At 69.8% G+C, this 22,287-nt stretch carries 20 protein-coding genes; 12 read left to right on the top strand and 8 right to left on the bottom strand.

Features of this window, described 5'->3' with window-relative positions; translation table 11 throughout:
* The 3 genes from ACWGKJ_RS34625 to ACWGKJ_RS34615 form a co-directional block, all read right to left on the bottom strand.
* A partial coding sequence (locus tag ACWGKJ_RS34625; protein ID WP_385034143.1) for a transposase occupies positions 1–538 on the bottom strand: 538 nt, incomplete at its 3' end.
* A 122-nt stretch (positions 539–660) separates the two neighbouring features.
* Entirely contained in the window at positions 661–1,515 is an 855-nt protein-coding gene (locus ACWGKJ_RS34620) for a GNAT family N-acetyltransferase (RefSeq protein ID WP_385034146.1), read from the bottom strand.
* Positions 1,516–1,673: 158 nt separating this feature from the next.
* Complete coding sequence (locus ACWGKJ_RS34615) at positions 1,674–2,525, bottom strand: helix-turn-helix transcriptional regulator (RefSeq protein ID WP_385034149.1); 852 nt, start codon at positions 2,523–2,525, stop codon at positions 1,674–1,676.
* A 188-nt stretch (positions 2,526–2,713) separates the two neighbouring features.
* On the opposite strand from ACWGKJ_RS34615, the gene ACWGKJ_RS34610 reads away from it, so the two are divergent.
* Positions 2,714–4,393, top strand: coding sequence for an AMP-binding protein (locus ACWGKJ_RS34610; RefSeq protein ID WP_385032485.1), 1,680 nt, complete (start codon positions 2,714–2,716; stop codon positions 4,391–4,393).
* On the top strand, positions 4,390–6,009 hold the full coding sequence (locus tag ACWGKJ_RS34605) for an AMP-binding protein (protein ID WP_385032482.1): 1,620 nt from the start codon (positions 4,390–4,392) through the stop codon (positions 6,007–6,009). The genes ACWGKJ_RS34610 and ACWGKJ_RS34605 overlap by 4 nt, the downstream gene beginning before the upstream one ends.
* A gap of 198 nt (positions 6,010–6,207) precedes the next feature.
* Here ACWGKJ_RS34605 and ACWGKJ_RS34600 read toward each other — a convergent pair whose 3' ends face one another.
* Positions 6,208–6,651 carry a MarR family winged helix-turn-helix transcriptional regulator gene (locus ACWGKJ_RS34600; RefSeq protein WP_385032479.1) on the bottom strand — a complete coding sequence of 148 codons (444 nt, stop codon included), beginning with the start codon at positions 6,649–6,651 and terminating at the stop codon, positions 6,208–6,210.
* Between the two features lie 191 nt (positions 6,652–6,842).
* On the opposite strand from ACWGKJ_RS34600, the gene ACWGKJ_RS34595 reads away from it, so the two are divergent.
* Both ACWGKJ_RS34595 and ACWGKJ_RS34590 read left to right on the top strand, forming a co-directional pair.
* Positions 6,843–8,081, top strand: coding sequence for an MFS transporter (locus ACWGKJ_RS34595; RefSeq protein ID WP_385032476.1), 1,239 nt, complete (start codon positions 6,843–6,845; stop codon positions 8,079–8,081).
* Positions 8,082–8,204: 123 nt separating this feature from the next.
* Positions 8,205–8,972: a polysaccharide deacetylase family protein gene (locus tag ACWGKJ_RS34590; protein ID WP_385032473.1), complete on the top strand. Its 768-nt coding sequence runs from the start codon at positions 8,205–8,207 to the stop codon at positions 8,970–8,972.
* An 84-nt stretch (positions 8,973–9,056) separates the two neighbouring features.
* Here ACWGKJ_RS34590 and ACWGKJ_RS34585 read toward each other — a convergent pair whose 3' ends face one another.
* Positions 9,057–9,935, bottom strand: a complete 879-nt coding sequence (locus tag ACWGKJ_RS34585; RefSeq protein ID WP_385032470.1) for a hypothetical protein — start codon at positions 9,933–9,935, stop codon at positions 9,057–9,059.
* 202 nt (positions 9,936–10,137) lie between these two features.
* On the opposite strand from ACWGKJ_RS34585, the gene gcl reads away from it, so the two are divergent.
* Positions 10,138–11,922, top strand: a complete 1,785-nt coding sequence (gcl, locus tag ACWGKJ_RS34580; RefSeq protein WP_385032467.1) for a glyoxylate carboligase — start codon at positions 10,138–10,140, stop codon at positions 11,920–11,922.
* Positions 11,923–12,622: 700 nt separating this feature from the next.
* Here the strand turns inward: gcl and ACWGKJ_RS34575 are convergent.
* From ACWGKJ_RS34575 to ACWGKJ_RS34565, 3 genes are all read right to left on the bottom strand, one after another.
* Complete coding sequence (locus ACWGKJ_RS34575) at positions 12,623–14,080, bottom strand: catalase (RefSeq protein WP_385032465.1); 1,458 nt, start codon at positions 14,078–14,080, stop codon at positions 12,623–12,625.
* Between the two features lie 201 nt (positions 14,081–14,281).
* Positions 14,282–15,172, bottom strand: coding sequence for a 2-hydroxy-3-oxopropionate reductase (locus tag ACWGKJ_RS34570; RefSeq protein WP_385032462.1), 891 nt, complete (start codon positions 15,170–15,172; stop codon positions 14,282–14,284).
* A gap of 34 nt (positions 15,173–15,206) precedes the next feature.
* Positions 15,207–16,028 carry a TIM barrel protein gene (locus ACWGKJ_RS34565; protein ID WP_385032459.1) on the bottom strand — a complete coding sequence of 274 codons (822 nt, stop codon included), beginning with the start codon at positions 16,026–16,028 and terminating at the stop codon, positions 15,207–15,209.
* A 125-nt stretch (positions 16,029–16,153) separates the two neighbouring features.
* Between ACWGKJ_RS34565 and ACWGKJ_RS34560 the strand changes: the two genes are divergently transcribed.
* The 7 genes from ACWGKJ_RS34560 (at position 16,154) to ACWGKJ_RS34530 (ending at position 22,242) form a co-directional block, all read left to right on the top strand.
* Complete coding sequence (locus ACWGKJ_RS34560) at positions 16,154–16,414, top strand: hypothetical protein (RefSeq protein WP_385032456.1); 261 nt, start codon at positions 16,154–16,156, stop codon at positions 16,412–16,414.
* Positions 16,411–16,770, top strand: a complete 360-nt coding sequence (locus ACWGKJ_RS34555; protein ID WP_385032453.1) for a helix-turn-helix domain-containing protein — start codon at positions 16,411–16,413, stop codon at positions 16,768–16,770. The genes ACWGKJ_RS34560 and ACWGKJ_RS34555 overlap by 4 nt, the downstream gene beginning before the upstream one ends.
* A 195-nt stretch (positions 16,771–16,965) precedes the next feature.
* On the top strand, positions 16,966–17,535 hold the full coding sequence (gene uraD, locus ACWGKJ_RS34550) for a 2-oxo-4-hydroxy-4-carboxy-5-ureidoimidazoline decarboxylase (protein WP_385032450.1): 570 nt from the start codon (positions 16,966–16,968) through the stop codon (positions 17,533–17,535).
* 5 nt (positions 17,536–17,540) lie between these two features.
* Positions 17,541–17,930: a hydroxyisourate hydrolase gene (uraH, locus tag ACWGKJ_RS34545; protein WP_385032447.1), complete on the top strand. Its 390-nt coding sequence runs from the start codon at positions 17,541–17,543 to the stop codon at positions 17,928–17,930.
* 7 nt (positions 17,931–17,937) lie between these two features.
* Positions 17,938–18,861 (top strand): factor-independent urate hydroxylase, encoded by a 924-nt coding sequence (gene pucL, locus ACWGKJ_RS34540; RefSeq protein ID WP_385032444.1) that lies wholly within the window; start codon positions 17,938–17,940, stop codon positions 18,859–18,861.
* A gap of 185 nt (positions 18,862–19,046) precedes the next feature.
* Positions 19,047–20,432, top strand: a complete 1,386-nt coding sequence (locus tag ACWGKJ_RS34535; protein WP_385032441.1) for an 8-oxoguanine deaminase — start codon at positions 19,047–19,049, stop codon at positions 20,430–20,432.
* A 400-nt stretch (positions 20,433–20,832) separates the two neighbouring features.
* Entirely contained in the window at positions 20,833–22,242 is a 1,410-nt protein-coding gene (locus ACWGKJ_RS34530) for a nucleobase:cation symporter-2 family protein (protein ID WP_385032488.1), read from the top strand.
* The last annotated feature ends 45 nt before the right edge of the window (positions 22,243–22,287 follow it).

Here is a 22,287-nt window from a genome sequence, read left to right as displayed (position 1 = left end):
CGTGATCGACGAACCCCATCAGCGGGTGATGTCCGAAGGTCTTCTTCCAGGTCGCGGCTGCGTCCTCCTTGTCGGAGTGGGCCAGTACCAGCACCCCGTCCGGGTCCACGATCACCTGCCCGGAGGCGTCCGGCGACGAGGCTCCAGCCAACTTCCGTATTCGCTCGCGTACTTCGGCTCTCGCTGACCGGATCGCGTTCAGAGCCTTCGGGCCGGGACGAGGCCAGGGTGTCGACGAGGCGGGAAACGGTCGGGCGGAGGCCACCGGGCCGGACACGTCCGGCTCGGCCCGCAGCATGCCGATGTCGGCCAGGCAGTCTCCGCCGAGGGCGACGGCCAGGGCCGCATCCAGCAGAACCTTGCCTGGATCGTGCACCGCCCGAGCCTTCCGCCACGGCGCCAGCGCCGCGGATACCGTGGTGTCCAGCCCGGCCTTGCGGGCGGTCTCGACCAGCAGCACGCCCCCGGCCTGGGACACCACGGCCCGACCATCGCCCTCGATGCGGACACGCGGGTACAACCCGATACGCTTCTCCACCTGAGAAGTGCTTCTTTCCACGGCACGATCTGGACCCTCGACAAGTCCTATCGTTGCAGGTCAGGAGCACTTCTCGCGTTTTCGATCACGCTTTGGACAGCCCACCTCATGAAACCCCGAGGCTAACCCAGTTCGAGTGTGGTGACGCCGAAGACGCACTGGCCGGCCACCGGGCGGATCGGGCCCGTGTACATGCGGGCCGTCTCGAAGGAGGGCGTGAGCCCCAGCGACCTGACCAGGGCGACGGCCCTCGCGTTGGACTCGGGGACGTCCACGGCGACCCGCGCCGGTCCCGCCTCCTCGGCCAGCGCCCCGTACAGCGCCTCGGCGTCGGTCGGCGTATCGGCGAACAGCGGCCCGATACGCAGGACTTCACCCGCCGCCGGGCGGATCACCGCGTACCCGGAGAGCCGCCCTCTGTCGACACGTACGAACGCGCGGTGCCCGTCCGTGGTCAGCCAGTGCTCCAGGAAGCGCGGCCGGTCGGCCGGGTAGCAGGCGCTGTCGTACGCCGCGACCGCTTCGTGGTCGATGGGCCGCATCGGGCGTACGCCCGCGGGGCTGCGGGGCGGCAGCACGCCGGTGTGGCGGAAGGTGCTGTGGGCGGGGCTGAACCCCGACTTGCGGTAGTTGTCCTGCTGGGCGACGACCCCGTCCAGACCGATGGTCCGGCTTCCCGCGTGCGCCTGCGCGGCCTGCCAGGTGGCCAGACCGTGGCCGCGTCCACGCAGATCGGGGCGGACCAGATAGCAGCCGAGAAACGCGTAGCGGGCACCGTAGTTGACGACCGAGACGGCGGAGACGGGCTCCCCGCCGATGCGTCCGATGAAGAACCCGTCGGGGTCCTGGGCGAAGAAGCTCCGGGCGTCGCTGACCCCCGGGTTCCAGCCCTCGTCGTGCGCCCACCCGCTGATGACGGGCCAGTCCTTCTCGGCCGCCGGTGCGACGACGAGCTCCCCGGCGGATGAGTACGTCATGCATGCTCCCTGAGTCCTGTGAAATCGCCGTGAGGTGGAGGGAAGCCATGGGATACCCCGCTTCGGCACGTCCGCCCCGCGGTCACCCCCGGGCGGCCCCCGGGAGTCGTCCGGCTGGGTTTCCGCATGAGGCTTTTCTCATGGCTTCGGCCGGGATGTTACGGCAGCAGACCCGCCCGCCGGGCCGCGACGACCGCCTCAAGGCGGGTGTGCGCCCCCAGCTTGCGCATCGCGGACCGCAGATAGCTCTTCACGGTCTCCGGCTTCAGCCCCAGCCGCGCACCGGCCGCCGCGTTCGTCGCGCCGGTCGCTACCCAGGCCAGTACGTCCACCTCGCGCGGCGCCAGCGTCGCGGGCCGGGTGGGCCCGCCGTTGCCGCTCCCGATGCCGCTCCCGATGCCGCAGCCGCCCGCCAGCCGGGCGCAGACGGCGAGCAGTTCGTCGCGCAGCTCCTGGTCGGTGATGCGCGGTACCAGCGCGCGCAGTTCACTGTGCGCCTCGCGCACCTGCTCCCACGCGCCGGGGCCGGCCACCGGCTCGCGCGCCGCCGCGAGCCGCTGTTGCACCTCGTCCCGCACCGCCAGCGACTGCTCCACGTCGCGGGCCGCCTCGACCGCCGCGTGGTACGTACGGTCGCCGAACGAAAGCCGTTCGCGCACCGCCCCGTACAGCACCCCGCGCACCTTGCGCCGCACCACCACCGGCACCGCCAGCACCGCGTGCAGCCCCTCCGCGCCCACCGCCGTGTCGTACTCGTGGCTGATGTGCAGCGAGGCGCGGTAGTCGGTCACGGCGCACGGCCGGGACAGCGCTATCGACTTGCCGCCCAGCCCGTTGCCGGCCGACACCGCGAGTCCGCGCAGCGCCGGTGTCGCCGTACCGCTGAGTTCCGCGATCCGCAGCTGACCCGTACCCGTCAGCAGGCCGCCGAACGCGACCGGCAGTCCGGTGGCGCGGCGCATCCGCAGCAGCGCCGCCCGCATGTCCACTGCCTCGACCGGCTCCGGCACGCGGCCGCTCCTCTCCGCCGGCGGCGGGCCGCCGGCGCTCATCGGCCGGGCCACCGCCACCGGGCCTTCCGTCCTGGCCGGTCCGCACCGGCCAGGACGGAAGGCCCGGCCTCCCCCGTTCGGGGGTGGTGGGACCCGGGCCACTGATTACACGATGCTGGGCAGCAGTCCCGCAATGAGGAGGACACATGGCGTCGAACAACGCGACGGAGGAGTTCCGGGCCGCACGGGACTTCCTGCTCCGGCACCGTGAGGAGTACCTGACGGCCTACGAGGGCTTCAGCTGGCCGCGCCCCGGGCACTTCAACTGGGCGCTCGACTGGTTCGACACCATCGCCCGGGGCAATGAGCGGACCGCGCTGCACATCGTCGAGGAGGACGGCGCCGAGACCAGGGTGTCGTTCTCGGAGATGGCCGAGCGGTCCGACCGGGCGGCCAACTGGCTGCGGGTGCACGGCGTCCGGGCTGGCGACCGCATCCTGGTGATGCTCGGGAACCAGCAGGAGCTGTGGGAGACGGCGCTCGCCGCGATGAAGCTGCGCGCCGTCGTCATCCCGGCAACTCCGCTGCTGGGCACGGCGGATCTGCGCGACCGGGTCGACCGGGGCGGCGCCCGCCATGTGCTCGTACGCACCGAGGACACCGCCAAGTTCGCTGAGGTGGCCGGGGATTACACCAGGATCGCGGTCGGTGCCGGCACCCCGGAGGGCTGGCTGTCGTACGGGGACGCCGCGACCGCCCCCGCCCGGTTCGAGCCCGACGGGGACACCCGCGCCGACGACCCGCTGATGCTGTACTTCACCTCAGGGACCACGGCCCGGCCCAAGCTGGTCGAGCACACCCACACCTCGTACCCGGTCGGCCATCTGGCGACGATGTACTGGATCGGTCTGCGCCCCGGCGACGTCCACCTCAACATCTCCTCACCCGGATGGGCGAAGCACGCCTGGTCGAATCTGTTCGCGCCCTGGAACGCCGAGGCGACGGTCTTCATCCACAACTACACCCGCTTCGACCCGGCCCGGCTGATGGACGAGATGGACCGGGTCGGCGTGACGTCCTTCTGCGCGCCGCCCACCGTCTGGCGGATGCTGATCCAGGCCGACCTCAGCCGGCTGCGGACACCGCCGCGCGAGGTCGCGGCGGCGGGCGAGCCGCTGAACCCCGAGGTCATCGAGACCGTACGGCGGGTCTGGGGCACCACGATCCGGGACGGCTTCGGGCAGACGGAGACAGCCGTCCAGGTGGCCAACAGCCCCGGCCAGCTCCTCAAGTCGGGCTCCATGGGCCGCCCGACGCCCGGCTACAAGGTCGAGCTGCTCGACCCCGTCACCGGGGAGCCCGGCGTGAGCGAGGGCGAGATCTGTCTCGACCTGTCCGCCCGGCCGGTCGGTCTGATGACCGGCTACCACGGCGACCCGGAGCGCACGGCCGAGGCGATGGCCGGGGGCTACTACCGCACCGGGGACATCGGTTCGCGCGACGCCGAAGGCTACATCACCTACATCGGCCGCTCCGACGACGTCTTCAAGGCGTCCGACTACAAGATCTCGCCGTTCGAGCTGGAGAGCGCGCTCCTGGAGCACGAGGCGGTGGCGGAGGCCGCGGTCGTACCGGCCCCCGACCCGCTGCGGCTCGCCGTACCCAAGGCGTACGTGGTCCTGGCGGAGGGCTGGGAGCCGGGGCCCGACGCGGCGAAGGTACTCTTCGCCCACTCGCGCGCGGTGCTCGCCCCGTACAAGCGGATCCGGCGGATCGAGTTCGCCGAGCTGCCCAAGACGGTCTCCGGGAAGATCCGCAGGATCGAACTGCGCCGGGCGACCGCGGCGGGCTCCACCGACGAGTACGACGAGGGGGAGCTGCGGTGACCCTCTCGTACGCACACGGCACCGGGACGACACCGCTCCTGGGCGACACGATCGGTGCGAACCTGGACCGGGCGGTGGCCGCCTTCCCGGATCGCGAGGCACTCGTCGATGTGCCGTCCGGGCGGCGCTGGACCTATGCCGAGTTCGGCGCGGCGGTGGACGAGCTGGCCCGGGGGTTCACCGGCAGCGGGGTCGGCAAGGGCGAACGGGTCGGGATCTGGGCGGTCAACTGCCCGGAGTGGGTGCTCGTCCAGTACGCCACCGCGCGGATCGGCGCGATCATGGTCAACATCAACCCGGCGTACCGGGCGCACGAGCTGGAGTTCGTGCTGCGGCAGGCCGGGATCTCGGTGCTGATCGCCTCGACCGGGCACAAGGGCACCGACTACCGGGCGCTGGTCGGCGAGGTGCGCTCGCGCTGCCCCCGACTGCGCTCTGTCCACTACATCGGGGACCCGTCCTGGGACCAGCTGGTCACCGCTGCGGGCCCGGTGGAGCCCACCGCCGCCCGGCAGGCGGAGCCCGGTGCGGCGCTCTCCTGCGACGAGCCGATCAACATCCAGTACACCTCGGGCACCACCGGCTTCCCCAAGGGGGCCACCCTCTCCCACCACAGCATCCTCAACAACGGTTATTTCGTGGGCGAGTTGGTGGGCTACTCGGAGCAGGACCGGATCTGTCTGCCGGTGCCCTTCTACCACTGCTTCGGCATGGTGATGGGAAACCTGGCGGCCACCTCGCACGGTGCCTGCATCGTCATCCCGGCGCCCTCCTTCGACCCGGGGGCGACCCTGCGCGCCGTCGAGCAGGAGCGCTGCACCTCGCTCTACGGGGTGCCGACGATGTTCATCGCGGAGCTGAACCACCCGGAGTTCGCCTCGTACGACCTGAGTTCGCTGCGTACCGGGATCATGGCGGGCTCCCCGTGCCCGGCCGAGGTGATGAAGCGGGTCGTCGCCGAGATGCACATGGCCGAGGTGTCGATCTGCTACGGGATGACGGAGACCTCGCCGGTCTCCACCCAGACCCGCAGGGACGACGACCTGGAGCGGCGCACCGGGACCACGGGGCGGGTCCTGCCCCATCTGGAGGTGAAGGCGGTCGATCCCGCGACCGGGATCACGGTGGAGCGCGGCGAGCCGGGGGAGCTGTGCACCCGCGGCTACAGCGTGATGCTCGGCTACTGGGAGGAGCCGGAGCGGACCGCCGAGGTGATCGACGAGGGCCGCTGGATGCACACCGGCGACCTGGCCGTCATCCGCGAGGACGGGTACGTGCAGATCGTCGGCCGGATCAAGGACATGATCATCCGGGGCGGCGAGAACGTCTATCCCCGGGAGATCGAGGAGTTCCTCCACGGCCACCCCGAGGTCGCCGACGTCCAGGTGATCGGCGTACCGGACGAGCGGTACGGCGAAGAGGTGCTGGCCTGTGTCATCCCCCGCGACCCGGCCGACCCGCCGACGCTGGAGGGGATCCAGGAGTTCTGCCGGGAACGGCTCGCCCACTACAAGATCCCGCGCGGGCTGCGGATCCTGGAAGCCTTCCCGATGACGGTGAGCGGCAAGGTCAGGAAGGTGGAGCTGCGCAACCTGTACGGCCCGTCCGGCGTCTGACCGGCCCGGACACGGGGGGCGTCACGGCGACGCCTCCGATGGACAAGTCGATGGTGGGGACCGGCTGGTACGGCCAGGGCCCCGCCCCCGGCGGGCAGGACGCGGGCATGGACACCGGGCGCTGCTCCGCCGTGATCTCTGCCGACTCCTGACGCGGCAGCCCGGCCCGCTCGGCCCTGGGCCCCGGGTACCCCCGGCTCAGGCCGGGTCTTCCAGGGCTTTGATGAGGAGATGGGACAGGCGGCGGAACTCCTCGGTGTTGGCCCTGCCGAACTTCTCCAGGGCCGGAGCCAGTCCGGCCTCGACCTGGATGAAGATCTCATCCATCACCTTGTGTCCCTTGGCCGTGAGGTGGTTGTCCATCACCCGGCCCCGGGCCGGGGAGCGCTCCACCAGTCCCTCCTCCTGCAGGGTCCGGACGAGACGGCTGACGGCCTGCGGCGTGTGGACCGCGGCGCGCGCGAGCTCTGAAGCGGAGGCGCCGGGTGTCCGCTTCAGTTCCCGCAGCACCGTCCACTGCCCGAGGGTGAGTCCCAGCGGGTGGATGACCTGCTCGATCCGGTCGGCGAAGAGGTGCCGAATGATCCTGGACAGTGCACCGATTTCGATCCCCTGAGGCAGCGGGTCACCCGAGTTCTTCATGTTTGACACTGTACTCGTCGCGTTCTATGTTGAATCAAAGTTCAATGTGGAATCGTGATTCGACAGCAGTCGGCTGCTCGCTACGGCGATCGAGGTGTACGTCTCAAGCCGTGGCACAGGTCCTGGCCGGGCCGGTCTGCGGAGTCGACCCGGCTTCCGCTCCTCCCCACGTCCGTATCCGGAGACAGACCATGCCCGTGCCCATAGCCGCCCGTGCCACACCGGAGTCAAACGCGCGACAGAAGGACCTGCCCGGCTGGCTGGTCGTACTCCTGGCCACTTCCTGCGGGCTGACCGTGGCCAACCTCTACTACGCCCAGCCGCTCCTGGAGATGCTGCGCCGGACCTTCCAGCTCCAGGACTCGACCGCCGGCCTGCTGATCACCCTGACCCAGCTCGGCTACGCCGCCGGCATGGTGTTCCTGGTCCCCCTCGGCGACCGTATCGAGAACTCCCGTCTGGTCTCCGTCCTGCTCACCGTCACCGCCCTGGCCATGGCCGCAGGTGGCCTCGCCCCCACCTTCACCGTCCTGCTCGTCGCCGCGCTCGTCGCGGGCGCCACCTCCGTCGTCGCACAGGTCCTCGTCCCCTACGCCGCCGACCTCGCCCCCGATCACCTGCGCGGCGCCGTGGTGGGCAAGGTCATGAGCGGACTGCTCGCCGGGATCCTGCTCTCCCGCACCGTCGGCAGCCTGCTCGCGGACGTCGCAGGCTGGCGCACCGTCTACCTGGTCTCCGCCGTCCTGATGGCGATCCTGGCCGTTGTCCTGCGCCGCGCGCTGCCCCGCCGGGCCCCCACCAGCACCGCTTCCTACACCGCGCTGCTGCGTTCCACGGCCCGGCTGATCCGCGTGCACCCGCAGCTGCGCCGCCGGTCCTCGTACCACGCCTGCATGTTCGCCGCCTTCAGCGCGTTCTGGACGACCATCTCCTACGTCCTGACCGCCGCGCCATACCACTACTCCCAGCTCCAGGTCGGCCTGTTCGCCTTCGTCGGCGCCGCCGGCGCGCTCGTCGCCCCTCTCGCGGGCCGCCTCGCCGACCGGGGGCTCACCCACCGGCTCACCCCCGTGGCCTGCCTGCTCGCCTCCGCCACCCTCATCTGGGCCGGCCTGGCCGCCCATCAGATCCTCGTACTCGCCGCCGCCGCGGTCCTCCTGGACTGCGCCGTGCAGTGCTCTCTGATCTTCGGGCAGCACACCGTCTACCAACTCGACGCGGACGCCCGCGCCCGGATCACCAGCGTCTACATCGCCACCTTCTTCATCGGCGGCGCCATCGGCTCCCAACTCGGCACCCTTGCCTACCACTTGGGTGACTGGCAGGCGGTCACCCTCACCGCGGCGGCCTTCCCCCTCGTCGCCGCGCTCGCCTGGACCACCGACCGCACCCACACCAGCAGGAAGCGCCGGACCGCAGCCACCACATGAAGCCTGCTCCGCCCGCCCGCGCCGTCCTCCTGTCCCCGCCGTCTTCCTGCCCTCGCCGTCTTCGACGCGGGTGGGAGACCCCGCTATACATGTGGTTTATACATGCTGTGTATAGTCCGGGCCATGTCATTGCTGAAGAAGAAGGCGGGGCGGCTCGGGGCCGCCGCTGCCGTGGCCGCGCTCATATCCGTGGCGCTGAGCGGCTGCTCCATGGACACGACATCGCCCTCCGAGGCGCGCGACCACGCGGACCAGAAGGACACGGCTCCGCTCGGGCCGGCCGACTGCCGCAAGGTCAAGTGCATCGCGCTGACCTTCGACGCCGGTCCCGGCCCGAACACCGCCCACCTCCTCGACGTCCTGAAGGAGAAGAAGGTGCACGCGACCTTCTTCCTGCTGGGCCGGGACCATGTGATGAAGTACCCCGAACTCGTCAAGCGCGAGGCGGCCGAGGGTCATGAGGTGGGCAACCACACCTGGACGCACAAGATCCTCACGAAGCAGAAGGCCGATGTGGCCCGCGCGGAGATCGACAAGACCGAGGTCGCGGTGGAGAAGCTCACCGGCAAGCGGCCCCGGGTGATGCGTCCGCCGCAGGGCCGTACCAACGACGACGTCTCCAAGATCTGCAAGGAGCTGGGCGTCTCGCAGGTGCTGTGGAGCACCACCGCCAAGGACTACTCCACGAACGACACCGCCCTCATCCAGAAGCGGACGCTCAAGCAGGCGAAGCCCGATGGCATCATCCTGCTGCACGACATCTACAAGGGCACGGTGCCGGCGGTCTCCGGCATCATCGACACCCTGCAGAAGCGGGGCTACCACTTCGTCACGGTGCCGCAGCTGATCGCGCCCGCGAAACTGAAGCCGGGCGAGATCTACCGCCCGTAGCGCCCGTGCCGCCTGTACCGCCTGTACCGCCCGTACCGCCCGTACCGCCCGTACCGCCCGGAGTGTTTCCGGGCGGGGCGCCGTTCAGCTCTGCGCGGCGCCTGTACTGACCAGTTCCTCGGCCGCTCCGTTGACCGGCTGCGGGGTGCCGGTGAGATCCAGCGCGAAGAGCGGCACGGCCAGGTCGTCGGCCCGGGTGCGGGCCTCATCGGCGTACCCCGGCAGCGAGAAGAAGACGCACGCCGCCGCCGTATTCATCCCGTGCAGCCACAGGCACTCGACGTCCCGCGGCGGGACGGGCCGGGTGGTGGCCTCCACGGTGGCGACCAGGCCCGGCGCATGCAGATCGATCCCGGACGCCGGCCGCCGCTCCGGCTGCACGATCCCGCGGAAGCCCAGCCACTCCAGATAGCGCGCCGCCGCCGACACCACGTCGCCCGCGGTGCGGATCGCCAGGGGCCGGAAGGCGGGCCGGGGTGCGGCGGCCGTCCGCGGCAGCGGGATATGGGCCGGGGGCCGCGCCCCCGCGTGCCGCTCCGCAGGGGAGGAGCCCCCGGCGTGCGGATCCCCGGTGCCCGCCGTGTCCGCCGTCCCCGCCGTGTCCGCGGTCTCCGGTGTGCCCGTGTCCGCAGCTCCTGCCGTGCCCGCCCCCGCTGTCACCGGGCGTACCGCGAGCCGCAGGACCGTACCGCAGGAGCAGCCGAGTTCGGGCCGCGGCCACTCGTCCTGCCGTCCGCACTCCGCGCAGCGCACCGCGACCCACTCGTCCGACCAGCTCCGGCGGGTGAGGGGCACTGGCGCCACATCCGTCAGCAACGGCGGGGCGAGCGGGGCGCCGCAGGCGCAGGGCAGGACCGTCGCCAGATACGCATGCTCCTTCAAGCAGACCGGGCAGCGCACGACCGCGCTCGTCGCCCACTCCTCCGCGCCTCTTCCCGCGCCCTTGCCCGCTCCCTCTCCCATGGGGTCATCGTCCACCAAGCGGCCCGGCTTGGGGCGTACTTCGCACAGGTGACGCAAGTCCGCCCGCCCTCTCTTGACGGCAGGCGCGGCCAGCTCTTACATTGCTTCCGTATAGCAGAAATAGACTTCCGTAATACGGAATTGGGCGATCTCAGGTTGGCGCGACAGGAGGCCCACTCCGACTGGCGAGCAGGAGTATTCAATGCCTCGTATGACCGCTGCCCGAGCGGCAGTCGAGATTCTCAAGCGCGAGGGCGTCAGCAACGCGTTCGGCGTGCCGGGCGCGGCGATCAACCCGTTCTATGCCGCGCTCAAGGCCGCCGGCGGTGTGCGTCACACGCTCGCCCGCCATGTCGAGGGCGCCTCGCACATGGCCGAGGGGTACACCCGTACCCACCCCGGCAACATCGGCGTCTGCATCGGTACGTCGGGCCCCGCGGGCACCGACATGATCACCGGTCTCTACTCCGCCACCGGTGACTCCATCCCGATCCTCTGCATCACCGGCCAGGCCCCGACCGCCGTGATGCAGAAGGAGGACTTCCAGGCCGTCGACATCGCCTCGATCGCCAAGCCGGTCACCAAGGCGGCGACCACGGTCATGGAGGCCGCACAGGTCCCCGGCGTCTTCCAGCAGGCGTTCCATCTGATGCGCTCGGGCCGTCCGGGCCCCGTCCTCATCGACCTGCCGATCGATGTGCAGCTCACCGAGATCGAGTTCGACCCCGAGACGTACACCCCGCTGCCGGTCTACCGGCCGACCGCGTCCCGTGCCCAGATCGAGAAGGCGATCACGCTCCTCAACGAGTCGGAGCGCCCGCTGATCGTCGCGGGCGGCGGCATCATCAACGCCGACGCGTCCGAACTGCTGGTGGAGTTCGCCGAGCTGACCGGTACGCCGGTCATCCCGACCCTGATGGGCTGGGGCATCCTCGCCGACGACCACGAGCTGAACGCGGGCATGGTCGGACTCCAGACCTCGCACCGCTACGGCAACGCCACGTTCCTGGAGTCGGACTTCGTCCTCGGTATCGGCAACCGCTGGGCCAACCGCCACACGGGCCGGCTCGACACCTACACCAAGGGCCGCAAGTTCGTCCATGTCGACATCGAGCCCACCCAGCTGGGCAAGATCTTCGCCCCCGACTTCGGGATCGCGTCCGACGCCAAGGCAGCTCTGGAGCTGTTCGTCGAGGTCGCACGTGAGCTGAAGGCAGCGGGGAAGCTCCCGGACCGCTCGGAGTGGGCCGCGTCGGCCCAGGACCGCAAGGCCAGGCTCCAGCGCCGTACCCACTTCGACAACGTCCCGATGAAGCCGCAGCGTGTGTACGAGGAGATGAACCGGGCGTTCGGCCCCGACACCCGCTACGTCACCACCATCGGCCTCTCCCAGATCGCCGGCGCGCAGATGCTGCACGTCTACAAGCCGCGCCACTGGATCAACTGCGGCCAGGCGGGCCCGCTGGGCTGGACGATCCCGGCCGCGCTGGGGGTGGCCACCGCCGACCCCGGTGCGACGGTCGTCGCGCTCTCCGGTGACTACGACTTCCAGTTCATGCTGGAGGAGCTGGCCGTCGGCGCGCAGCACAACATCCCTTACGTCCATGTCCTGGTGAACAACGCGTACCTGGGCCTGATCCGCCAGGCGCAGCGCAACTTCGACATCGACTTCCAGGTCAACCTGGAGTTCGAGAACATCAACTCTCCCGAGCTCGGTGTGTACGGCGTGGACCACGTCAAGGTCGCCGAGGGGCTGGGCTGCAAGGCGATCCGGGTCACCGAGCCCGACCAGCTGCTGCCCGCCTTCGAGGAGGCCAAGAAGCTGGCCGCGCAGTACCGGGTCCCGGTCGTCGTGGAGGCGATCCTGGAGCGGGTCACCAACATCTCGATGAGCGGCACCGACCTCGCGGGGGTCAACGAGTTCGAGGACATCGCGACCGAGCCGGGCCACGCCCCGACCGCGATCCGTCCGCTGCTCACCTCCTGACCTTCGCACCGATCGCTCCCTGAGGGGCGGGCCTGCCGGCGACGGCGGCCCGCCCCTCGTGCGTTACGGGCCCTCGGGGCCGCGCTGCTCCCTCTTCCTTCCCGGGGCCGAGCCGGGGTGCGGCCGGTGATCGCTGTGGCTGTGCCGACGGTGTTCGCTGTGGTCGTACGGCAGCAGCGCTGCGGCCGGGCACACGGGAGCCGGGCAACACGAGCCGGGCACACGGGAGCCGGGCACACGAAAGGAGTGCGGTACGAGGGATCGTGGACCTCGTACCGCACTCCGGCTCGTGCTGATGGCTCCGCTGCTGGATGGTGGTGCTTCGCGGTGCTGGGCGATGCTTCGCCGTGCTGGTGCGCTGGTGGTACTGGATACCGCCCGGCGGCACGAGACTGGGCGCGACAGGACATTCGCGCCACCGGGCGGAGCTCAAGGGGGGAGGCTCTCCACTGTGCTGGGACAGCGGCGGACCGCTGTGCCGTGACAGCAGGGGACCGCGGCGGAGTGCGATCGGCCCGCCCGGTCCCTCTCCTTCACATCAGGAGAGCGCCGGGGGGCCTTGACCACCGCACTGGCATCTCACTCCGCCGCGGTCCGCAGGCTTGTCCGGGCCGCCGGCCACCCCTCATCGGGACGGCGGACCGGACTGCGCCGATGACCTGACCTCCCGTCAAGTCACCTGCGCCGTCTGGTGGTTGAATCAGTCCTCGCGCAGAGCGCGGACCGCTTCCTCGACGCGCTTGCCGTACTCCGTGTCGGCGGCGTGGAAGTGCGCGAGGTTCTTCTCGATGACCTCGTCGAGGGTGACCTGCGAGAGGCCGCCCGCGATGTTGGCGATCAGCCGCGACTTCTCGTCGTCGGACATCAGCCGGTACAGCTCGCCCGCCTGGAAGAAGTCGTCGTCCTTCACGTGCTCGGCGGCGCCCTGCGCACCGGTCCAGCCGGTCACGGCCAGCGGGGCGGCCAGCGGCGCGTCCGTCTGGGCCGGGCCCGCGTGGGAGTTGGGCTCGTAGTTCTTGTCGTAGCGCGAGCCGTAGCGGGTCGCCATCGAGCCATCGCGGCCGTAGTTGTCGGCGGTCGCCTTCCGCGGGGCGTTGACCGGGAGCTGCGTGTGGTTGATGCCCACGCGGTAGCGCTGTGCGTCGGCGTACGCGAAGAGGCGGCCCTGGAGCATCTTGTCCGGCGAGGGACCGATACCGGGGACGAAGTTGTTCGGCGAGAACGCCGCCTGCTCGACCTCGGCGAAGACGTTGTCCGGGTTGCGGTCGAGGACGAGACGGCCCACGCGCTGCAGCGGGTAGTCGCTGTGCGGCCACACCTTGGTCACGTCGAACGGGTTGAAGCGGTACTCGGCCGCCTCGGCCGCCGGCATGATCTGGACGTGCAGCGTCCAGGACGGGTTGACGCCCCGCTCGATCGCCTGGAGCAGGTCGGTCTGGTGGCTGTTGCCGTCCTTGCCCACGATCTCGGCGGCCTGCTCGGCGGAGAGGCTGCGGACACCCTGGTTCGTCTTGAAGTGGTACTTGACGAAGAAGGCCTCACCCTGGGCGTTCGTCCACTGGTAGGTGTGCGAGCCGTAGCCGTTCATGTGCCGGTACGAGGCGGGGATGCCGCGGTCGCCCATCAGCCAGGTCACCTGGTGGGTGGCCTCGGGGGAGTGCGCCCAGAAGTCCCAGACGTTGTCGGGCTCCTGCTTGCCGGTGAACGGGTCACGCTTCTGCGAGTGGATGAAGTCCGGGAACTTGATGGGGTCCTTGATGAAGAAGACCGGGGTGTTGTTCCCGACGAGGTCGTAGTTGCCCTCGTCCGTGTAGAACTTCAGCGCGAAGCCGCGGGGGTCGCGTACCGCGTCGGAGCCGCCCAGTGAGTCGGCCACGGTGGAGAAGCGGATGAACGTGTCGGTGCGCTTGCCCACGCTGGACAGGAAGTCGGCACGGGTGAAGCCGGTGACGTCGTCGGTCACCTCGAAGTACCCGTACGCGCCGGAGCCGCGGGCGTGGACGACACGCTCCGGGATGCGCTCACGGTTGAACCGGGCGAGCTTCTCCAGCAGGTGCTGGTCCTGGATGAGGATCGGGCCGCCGACGCCGGCGGTGGCGGAGTTCTGGTTGTCGGCGACCGGGGCGCCTGACTCGGTCGTAAGCACGCGCTTCGACATCGTGGACCTTCCGTACTGGGGCTGCTGACGGCTTGAGGAGCGTAGAGACGCCATGAACGCCGCGTCAACAGTTTGTTGAAATTGAAGGATGAGGAGGACGGGGACCGGACCGCGGCAGCGCCTGGGCGCGACAGGACAGGTGTCAGCGCTGCCGCGGACCGGAGTTCGGGAGGGGCCGGAGCCCCGGGGTGTGGCGGGGCGTCAGGCCTGCGGGCCGGACAGCCGCTCGACCGAGCGCAGCAGCGCGGAGTGGTCGAGGCCGCCGTCGCCCTGGGCGCGCAGCGAGGCGACCAGCTGGGCCACGACCGCGCCGACGGGGAGCGCGGCGCCGACGTTGCGGGCGGCGTCCGTGACGATGCCCATGTCCTTGTGGTGGAGGTCGATCCGGAATCCGGGCTTGAAGTCCCGGTTCAGGAAGTTGTCCTTCTTGCGGGTCAGCACGGTGGAGCCGGCCAGCCCGCCGTTGAGGACGTCGAGGGCCGCGGTGAGGTTCACACCGGACTTCTCCAGGAAGACCACGGCCTCGGCGCACGCCTGGATGTTGACGGCGACGATCAGCTGGTTGGCGGCCTTCACCGTCTGGCCCGCACCGTGCGGACCGCAGAGCACGATGGTCTTGCCCAGTGCGTCCAGAATCGGCTTCGCGGTGTCGAAGTCGGCCTGCTCACCGCCGACCATGATCGACAGCACGGCCTCGATGGCACCGGCCTCGCCGCCGGAGACCGGGGCGTCCAGGACCCGCAGGCCCTTCTCGGCGCCGGCCTTGCCCAGGTCGACCGAGGTCTGCGGGGTGATCGACGACATGTCGATCAGCAGCGCGCCCGCCTTGGCGTTCTCAAGGATGCCGTCAGGGCCGTAGGCGATGGCCTCGACCTGCGGCGATGCGGGCACCATGGTGATCACCACATCGGCGTCGCGCACCGCTTCGGCGATCGAGGACACGGCGGTGCCGCCTGCGGCGGCCAGCCGGTCCAGCTTGTCCTGCTCCAGGGTGTATCCGGTCACCGAGTAGCCGGCCTTGATCAGGTTCTCGGACATCGGGGAGCCCATGATGCCGAGGCCGATCCATGCGACCTTGGGGAGATTGCTCATGCGGGGTCCTCTTTCAGCACGCGGGTGGAGATGGTCAGTTGGGGAGCCAGCCGAAGGCCTCGGCGCTCGGGCGGTCGCCCGGCTTGTACTCCAGGCCGACCCAGCCGTCGTAACCGGCCTTGGCCAGCCGGTCGAGCAGGTCCTCCAGCGGCAGCGAACCCGTACCGGGCGCGCCGCGGCCGGGGTTGTCCGCGATCTGTACGTGGCCGGTCTGCGCGGCGTAGGCGTCGATGACCTGGCTGAGGTCCTCGCCGTTCATCGACAGGTGGTAGAGGTCGAGCAGGAACTTCGCGTTCCCGAGCCCCGTAGCGGCGTTGACCTTGTTGACCACGTCGATGGCGGCCGGGGCGCTCACCAGCGGGCAGAGCGGCGACTCCGGCTTGTTGAGCGCCTCGATGAGCAGGATCGCGCCCACCCGGTCGGCGGCGCGGGCCGCTGCCGTGAGGTTCTCCAGGGCGAGCTCGTCCTGGACCGCCGGATCGACGCCTTCGACCCGGTTGCCGTACAGGGCGTTGAGTGCCTTGCAGCCGACGGAGGCGGCGAAGTCGGCCGCGATGTCGATGTTGGCGCGGAAGCGGTCGGACTCCTGGCCGGGGACGGAGAGCGCGCCCCGGTCCGGACCGGGGAGCCGTCCCGCGTAGAAGTTCAGCCCCACCAGCTGGGTGCCGGCGTCGTCGAGCGCCTTCTTGAGCGCGTCGAGCTCGCCCTGCGGAGGGGTGGGGGTCTCGATCCACGGCCACCACAGCTCGACCGCGGTGAAGCCGGCCGCTGCGGCGGCCGCGGGACGCTCCAGAAGCGGGAGTTCCGTGAAGAGGATCGAGAGGTTCACATCGAAGCGCTGGTCCGTGTAGCCCATAAGGCGTTCGGCGCTCCTTCCGTATTGCGGAAGTTTCTTTCTACTTGATGGAAGATTGCCTGCCGGCCTGGGGAGCTGTCAAGTGGGCCTGCCTTTTTTCCTCGCACGCGCAGTAGGTTGTGCGCGTGCGATTGAGAGTGGAATTCACGACGGAGCCCTTTGATCTGGACGATGCGCCGCCGCATGCGGTGGTCGCCCGGGAGGTCATCCAGGCCGCCGAGCTGGACGCCGTGGACGTCGGGCCCTTCGGCAACACCGCCGAGGGCGGCTCGGAAGAGGTGCTGACCGCGGTGGAGGCGCTGCTCCGCCGGGCGCTGGGCGCGGGCGCCACCCGGGTCTCCCTCCAGGTGAATGTGATCGGGCAGGACGGGGAGGACGAGAAGTGACCGAGCCGGGAGACCACCCGCTCGTCGCCGCGGTGAAGCCGCTGGTCGACGCCATGGGGGCCGAGATCCTCGTACCGGGCCAGGCGAGCGAGGACGATGTGGTGCTCGCCTGGGAGGGGGTGGATGTCCTGGCCGTGCGGCTGCCGCAGCTCTCGGAGTCCCTGGACCACATCCTGGCGGCGCTGGAGCGCCGGCACGGGGTGCCGCTCTCGGAGCTCGACCGCAGGACGAAACAGGCCGTGGTGCGGATACTGGAGGCGCGCGGCGCGTTCTCGGTACGCCACGGCGTGGAGACGGTGGCCGGTGCGCTCGGCGTCAGCCGCTTCACCGTCTACAACTACCTGAACAGGGAATAACGCCGCCAAGGGGACCGGGTCCCCGCGGGGTGCCGGCTGTCGGCCCCGCCGTTCGGGACAACCGCCGTCCGCGATGCCGGGCGGCGGTTTTTGTCTCACCAAGTTTTCAACAAAGTGTTGACGTGGTGTTTCCGAGGGCGTTAGCTATCCGCAGCCCGTCCAGCACAAGGCCCGTACAAGGCCACGGAGGTCCCCGTGACTTCGAGTCCAGAGCGCTTGCCGGGAGAGAACCCCGGAACCCCCGAAGGCCTCGCCCGGTTCAACACCCTGCGGGACAGCGCGGCGCGAGCCGTGCTCCACGAGGTCTGCGCCAGTCCGGTCTGGGGGAGCAGAATCCTCGCCCAGCGCCCTTACGCCACCACCGAAGCCCTCTTCCGGGCCAGCGACGCCGCCACGGCCGAGCTGACCACGGAAGACCTGGCCGAGGCGATGGCGGGGCACCCGCCGATCGGGCGGCCGAAACCCGGAGATCCGACCTCCTCCCGTGAACAGCGGGGGATGGCCGGGGCGACCGAGGAGGTGAAGGCCGAGATGCTCGAACTGAACCTGGCCTACCAGGAGAAGTTCGGACATGTCTTTCTGATCTGCGCGACCGGTGCCACCGGCGAGCAGATGCGCGACGCGATGAAGGCCCGGTCCGGCAATACGCCCGAGCAGGAGCGCGCGATCGTGCGCACCGAACTCGGCAAGATCAACCGCATCCGGCTGAATCTGGTCGCGGCGGCCACCGCGGAGCACGCGGCGGCCGCGGAAGAAGGAGAGTGAAGGTCTTGAGCACGCAGACCACCGCATCGGTGTCTACGCACATCCTGGACACCAGTGTGGGACGCCCCGCCGAAGGTGTCGCCATCTCGCTCGCGGCCCGCAGCGGCCCCGGCGCGCAGTGGACGGCCCTGGGCGGATCCGCGACCGACGCGGACGGGCGCTGCAAGGACCTGCCGGCCCTGCCGGAAGGAACAACCCATGTACGCCTCGATTTCGAGACCGAGGCGTACTTCGCCAAGAAACAAGCCGAGGCACAGCAGGACGCCCCCCGCGTAAGGGACAGCGGCGCTTTCTTCCCGGAGGTGGCGATCACGTTCGCCGTCGTCCCGGGTGAGCACTTCCACGTACCGCTGCTGCTCAACCCGTTCGGCTACTCCGTATACCGAGGGAGCTAGCACCGACATGCCCACGATTCTCGGCCAGAACCAGTACGGCAAAGCAGAGAACCGCGTAGTCAAGATCACGCGGGACGGCGACACCCACCACATCAAGGACCTGAACGTCTCGGTCGCCCTCTCCGGCGAGATGGACGAGGTCCACTACTCCGGCTCCAACGCCAACGTCCTGCCGACCGACACCACCAAGAACACGGTGTTCGCGTTCGCCAAGGAGCACGGCATCGAGTCCGCCGAGCAGTTCGGCATCCATCTGGCCCGGCACTTCGTGACCACCCAGGAAGGGATCCACCGGGCCAGGATCCGGATCGAGGAGTACGCCTGGGAGCGCATCGCCACCTCCGACGCCAGCTCGCAGTTCATCGGGGCCGACGACGTGCAGCACTCCTTCGTCCGCAAGGGCCAGGAACTGCGCACCGCCGAGATCACCTTCGACGGTGAGAAGTGGCAGGTCATCTCGGGTCTGAAGGACCTGACGGTGATGAACTCCACCAACTCGGAGTTCTGGGGCTACGCCAAGGACAAGTACACGACGCTCAAGGAGGCGTACGACCGCATCCTCGCGACCGCGGTCTCCGCCCAGTGGCGTTACGGCTGGTCAAGCGACGCCGACCGCATGCCGAACTGGGAGAAGTCCTACGAGCAGGCCAAGAAGCACATGCTCCAGGCCTTCGCCGAGACGTACTCGCTCTCGCTCCAGCAGACGATGTACCAGATGGGCGCGCGGATCATCAACAGCCGCAGCGAGATCGACGAGATCCGCTTCTCGCTGCCCAACAAGCACCACTTCCTGGTGGACCTGGAGCCCTTCGGGCTCAAGAACGACAACGAGGTCTACTACGCGGCCGACCGCCCGTACGGGCTCATCGAGGCGACCATCCTGCGGGACGGCGCCGACGCCCGTATCCCGGTCGACATGACCAACCTCTGAACCCCGGCGGTACGCCGCCGCCGGCCGCCTCAGCCGGCGGCGGCGTACCGGACCGGACACCACAACTGCACTGCACTTCACCTCACTTCACCTACTTCGGCACCCGGAGCCACGCGGCTGCGGCACTCAAATCCTCCTGGGGTCCTGCCGTGCCCATATCGCCACTGCGAGAGAAGGTAATCCTGATGGCAGCAACGGCAGCCGCGCGCACGGTCATTGAGAACGTAGCCATCGCGACGGTCGACGCCCACGACACCGAGTACGCATCGGGCCATGTCGTGGTCGCCGGCAACCGCATCGAATCCGTCGGCGCGGGCAAGGCCCCCGACGGACTCACCGGCGTCGTACGCCGGATCGACGGCACCGGACATCTGGTGACCCCAGGTCTGGTCAACACCCACCACCACTTCTACCAGTGGATCACCCGGGGTGTGGCCACCGACCACAACCTCTTCAACTGGCTCGTCGCGCTCTACCCGACCTGGGCGCGCATCGACGAGCAGATGGTCCGCTCGGCCGCGCAGGGCTCCCTCGCGATGATGGCCCGCGGCGGCGTGACCACCGCGATGGACCACCACTACGTCTTCCCGGAGGGCTCCGGCGACCTGTCGAGCGCCGTCATCGGCGCCGCCGCCGAGATGGGCGTACGGTTCACGCTGGCCCGCGGCTCGATGGACCGCAGCAAGAAGGACGGCGGGCTGCCCCCGGACTTCGCCGTCGAGACCCTGGAGGGCGCGCTCGCGGCCACCGAGGCGACGGTCGACCAGCACCACGACGCCTCCTTCGACGCGATGACCCAGGTCGCCGTCGCCCCCTGCTCGCCCTTCTCCGTCTCCACCGAACTGCTCAAGCAGGGCGCCGAACTGGCCCGCCGCAAGGGCGTGCGCCTGCACACCCACGGCAGCGAGACCGTCGAGGAGGAGCAGTTCTGCAAGGAACTGTTCGGGATGGGCCCCACCGACTACTTCGAGTCGACCGGCTGGCTCGGTGACGACGTGTGGATGGCGCACTGCGTCCACATGAACGACTCCGACATCGCCGCCTTCGCGCGCACCGGGACCGGCGTCGCCCACTGCCCGTCCTCCAACGCCCGTCTGGCGGCCGGGATCGCCCGCGTCCCCGACATGCTCAGGGCCGGTGTACCGGTCGGCCTCGGGGTCGACGGCACCGCGTCCAACGAGTCCGGCGAGCTGCACACCGAGCTGCGCAACGCCCTGCTCATCAACCGCCTCGGCGCCCACCGCGAAGCCGCGCTCAACGCCCGGCAGGCGCTGCGCCTCGGTACGTACGGTGGTGCCCAGGTCCTGGGCCGCGCCGCGGAGATCGGTTCACTGGAACCGGGGAAGCTCGCCGACCTGGTGCTGTGGAAGATGGACACCCTCGCGCACGCCTCCATCGCCGACCCGGTGACCGCGCTCGTCTTCGGCGCCGCGGCCCCCGTCACGCTCTCCCTCGTCAACGGCAAGCCCGTCGTCGAGGACAACCACCTGACCACGGTGGACGAGGACGCCATCGCCCGCTCCACGCGGGACGAGGCCCGGCGCCTGGCGCAGATCGCCGCGCGGGCCTGACGTCCGACAAGCTCCGGCCGGGGAGGACGGTCCCCGGCCGGCGGCCGCGAACCCGAGCGGGGTTCACGGCAGCCGTGACCGGGGGGTGTGTGCCCAGAGTGCATACGCCCTCCGGGGCGGTGACGTACCCGGAAGCCCTCACCGGAACCCCCGTGCCCCGCCCGGTACCCGACCCCGTAACGACCTCAGTAACGCAGCAGCACCGCCCTACCCCTCCCGCAGCCGCACCTGCATTCCGCACCACCTCCCTGACACCCACGTCACCGCCGACGTGTACCCGACCGGAGGAGCCGCCGTGGCCGCCGAGCCCAGGTTTCGCACTGATGCAGCAGAAACAGCCGCCGACACCGAATCGTCCGGAGCGCCCGGGGAGATCTCCACGGGCCCCGGCACCACCTCAGTGGAACCGGGAGAGACCTCCGCGAAGCATCCGGTCGACGAAGTCCTCCCGCCCGTCAAGATGTTCAGCAGCGGCCTCCAGCATGTGGCCGCCATGTACGCGGGAGTTGTCGCCCCGCCCATGATCGTGGGCCCCGCCGTGGGGCTCAGCGCCAAGGAGACCGCCTTCCTCGTGGGGGCCAGTCTCTTCACCGCGGGTATCGCCACCCTGCTCCAGACCCTCGGGTTCTGGCGGGTCGGTTCCCGGCTGCCGTTCGTCAACGGTGTCTCGTTCGGTGGTGTCAGCCCGATGATCGCCATCGGGAAGGGCCGCGGACACGAAGGCATCGCCGTGATTTTCGGCGCCATCATCGTGGCGAGCGTGCTGGGCTTCATACTCGCCCCGTACTTCAGCAAGCTGCTCCGATTCTTCCCGCCGGTCGTCACCGGCACCGTCATCACCCTCATCGGGGTCTCGCTGCTGCCGGTCGCCTTCGGCTGGTCGCAGGGCACCCAGGGGGCGGCGGACTACGGGTCCATGAAGAACATCGGCATGGCCGCCCTGACCCTGGTGATCGTGCTGGGCCTGCGGAAACTGCTCCGCGGTTTCCTCCAGCAGATCGCCATCCTGCTCGGTCTCGTGATCGGTACGGTCGTGGCGATACCGATGGGCATGACCAGCTTCGACGCGATGCGCAACGCCGACCCGGTCGGCTTCCCGACGCCCTTCCACTTCGGCGCCCCGCAGTTCGAGATCTCCGCCATCATCTCGATGTGCATCGTGATGCTGGTCTGTATGACCGAGTCGACCGCCGACATGCTGGCGCTCGGCAAGGTGGTGGGCAGGCCCGCCGACGAGCGGACCATCGAGGGCGGCCTGCGTGCCGACACCATGAGCAGTCTGATCAGCCCGTTCTTCAACAGCTTCATGGCGAGCGCCTTCGCGCAGAACATCGGCCTGGTGGCGATGACGAAGGTGCGCAGCCGGTATGTGGTGGCGACCGGCGGCGGGATCCTGATCCTGCTGGGACTCTGTCCGATGGCCGCGTCGGCGATCGCGCTCGTCCCGCTGCCGGTACTCGGCGGCGCCGGGATCGTGCTCTTCGGCTCGGTCGCCGCGAGCGGTGTCCAGACGCTGGCCGGCGCGGCGATGGAGAAGGGCGAGAACGCGCTGATCGTCGCGACCTCGCTGGGGATCGGCCTGATCCCGATCGCGGCTCCGGACTTCTACCACGCGTTCCCGAAGAACGTACTCGTGGTGCTCGACTCGGGCATCTCCACCGGCTGTGTGGTGGCCATCGTGCTCAATCTGGCCTTCAACCATCTGGGCCGCAGGAAGGACGCCGGAGTCCCGGAGGACACGGACACACCGGCTCCGGACGACAACTCGACGCATCAGGCCGTCGCCGAGGCGGCAGCCGCGCTGCGCTGACGCCGGCCTGGCCTACGGGGCGCGTTCCGCACCACTGGTGCGGAA

This window comes from Streptomyces sp. NPDC054757, assembly GCF_053612185.1.
The sequence above is the reverse complement of the archived record's forward strand: the minus strand, read 5'-3'. Positions and strand labels throughout refer to the sequence as shown.

Coding starts and splice junctions, on each gene's coding strand:
- ACWGKJ_RS34620 (WP_385034146.1), bottom strand. CDS start 1,515: ATGACGTACTCATCCGCCGGGGAGCTCGTCGTCGCACCGGCGGCCGAG.
- ACWGKJ_RS34610 (WP_385032485.1), top strand. CDS start 2,714: ATGGCGTCGAACAACGCGACGGAGGAGTTCCGGGCCGCACGGGACTTC.
- ACWGKJ_RS34600 (WP_385032479.1), bottom strand. CDS start 6,651: ATGAAGAACTCGGGTGACCCGCTGCCTCAGGGGATCGAAATCGGTGCA.
- ACWGKJ_RS34595 (WP_385032476.1), top strand. CDS start 6,843: ATGCCCGTGCCCATAGCCGCCCGTGCCACACCGGAGTCAAACGCGCGA.
- ACWGKJ_RS34590 (WP_385032473.1), top strand. CDS start 8,205: ATGTCATTGCTGAAGAAGAAGGCGGGGCGGCTCGGGGCCGCCGCTGCC.
- ACWGKJ_RS34585 (WP_385032470.1), bottom strand. CDS start 9,935: ATGGGAGAGGGAGCGGGCAAGGGCGCGGGAAGAGGCGCGGAGGAGTGG.
- gcl (WP_385032467.1), top strand. CDS start 10,138: ATGCCTCGTATGACCGCTGCCCGAGCGGCAGTCGAGATTCTCAAGCGC.
- ACWGKJ_RS34575 (WP_385032465.1), bottom strand. CDS start 14,080: ATGTCGAAGCGCGTGCTTACGACCGAGTCAGGCGCCCCGGTCGCCGAC.
- ACWGKJ_RS34570 (WP_385032462.1), bottom strand. CDS start 15,172: ATGAGCAATCTCCCCAAGGTCGCATGGATCGGCCTCGGCATCATGGGC.
- ACWGKJ_RS34565 (WP_385032459.1), bottom strand. CDS start 16,028: ATGGGCTACACGGACCAGCGCTTCGATGTGAACCTCTCGATCCTCTTC.
- pucL (WP_385032444.1), top strand. CDS start 17,938: ATGCCCACGATTCTCGGCCAGAACCAGTACGGCAAAGCAGAGAACCGC.
- ACWGKJ_RS34535 (WP_385032441.1), top strand. CDS start 19,047: ATGGCAGCAACGGCAGCCGCGCGCACGGTCATTGAGAACGTAGCCATC.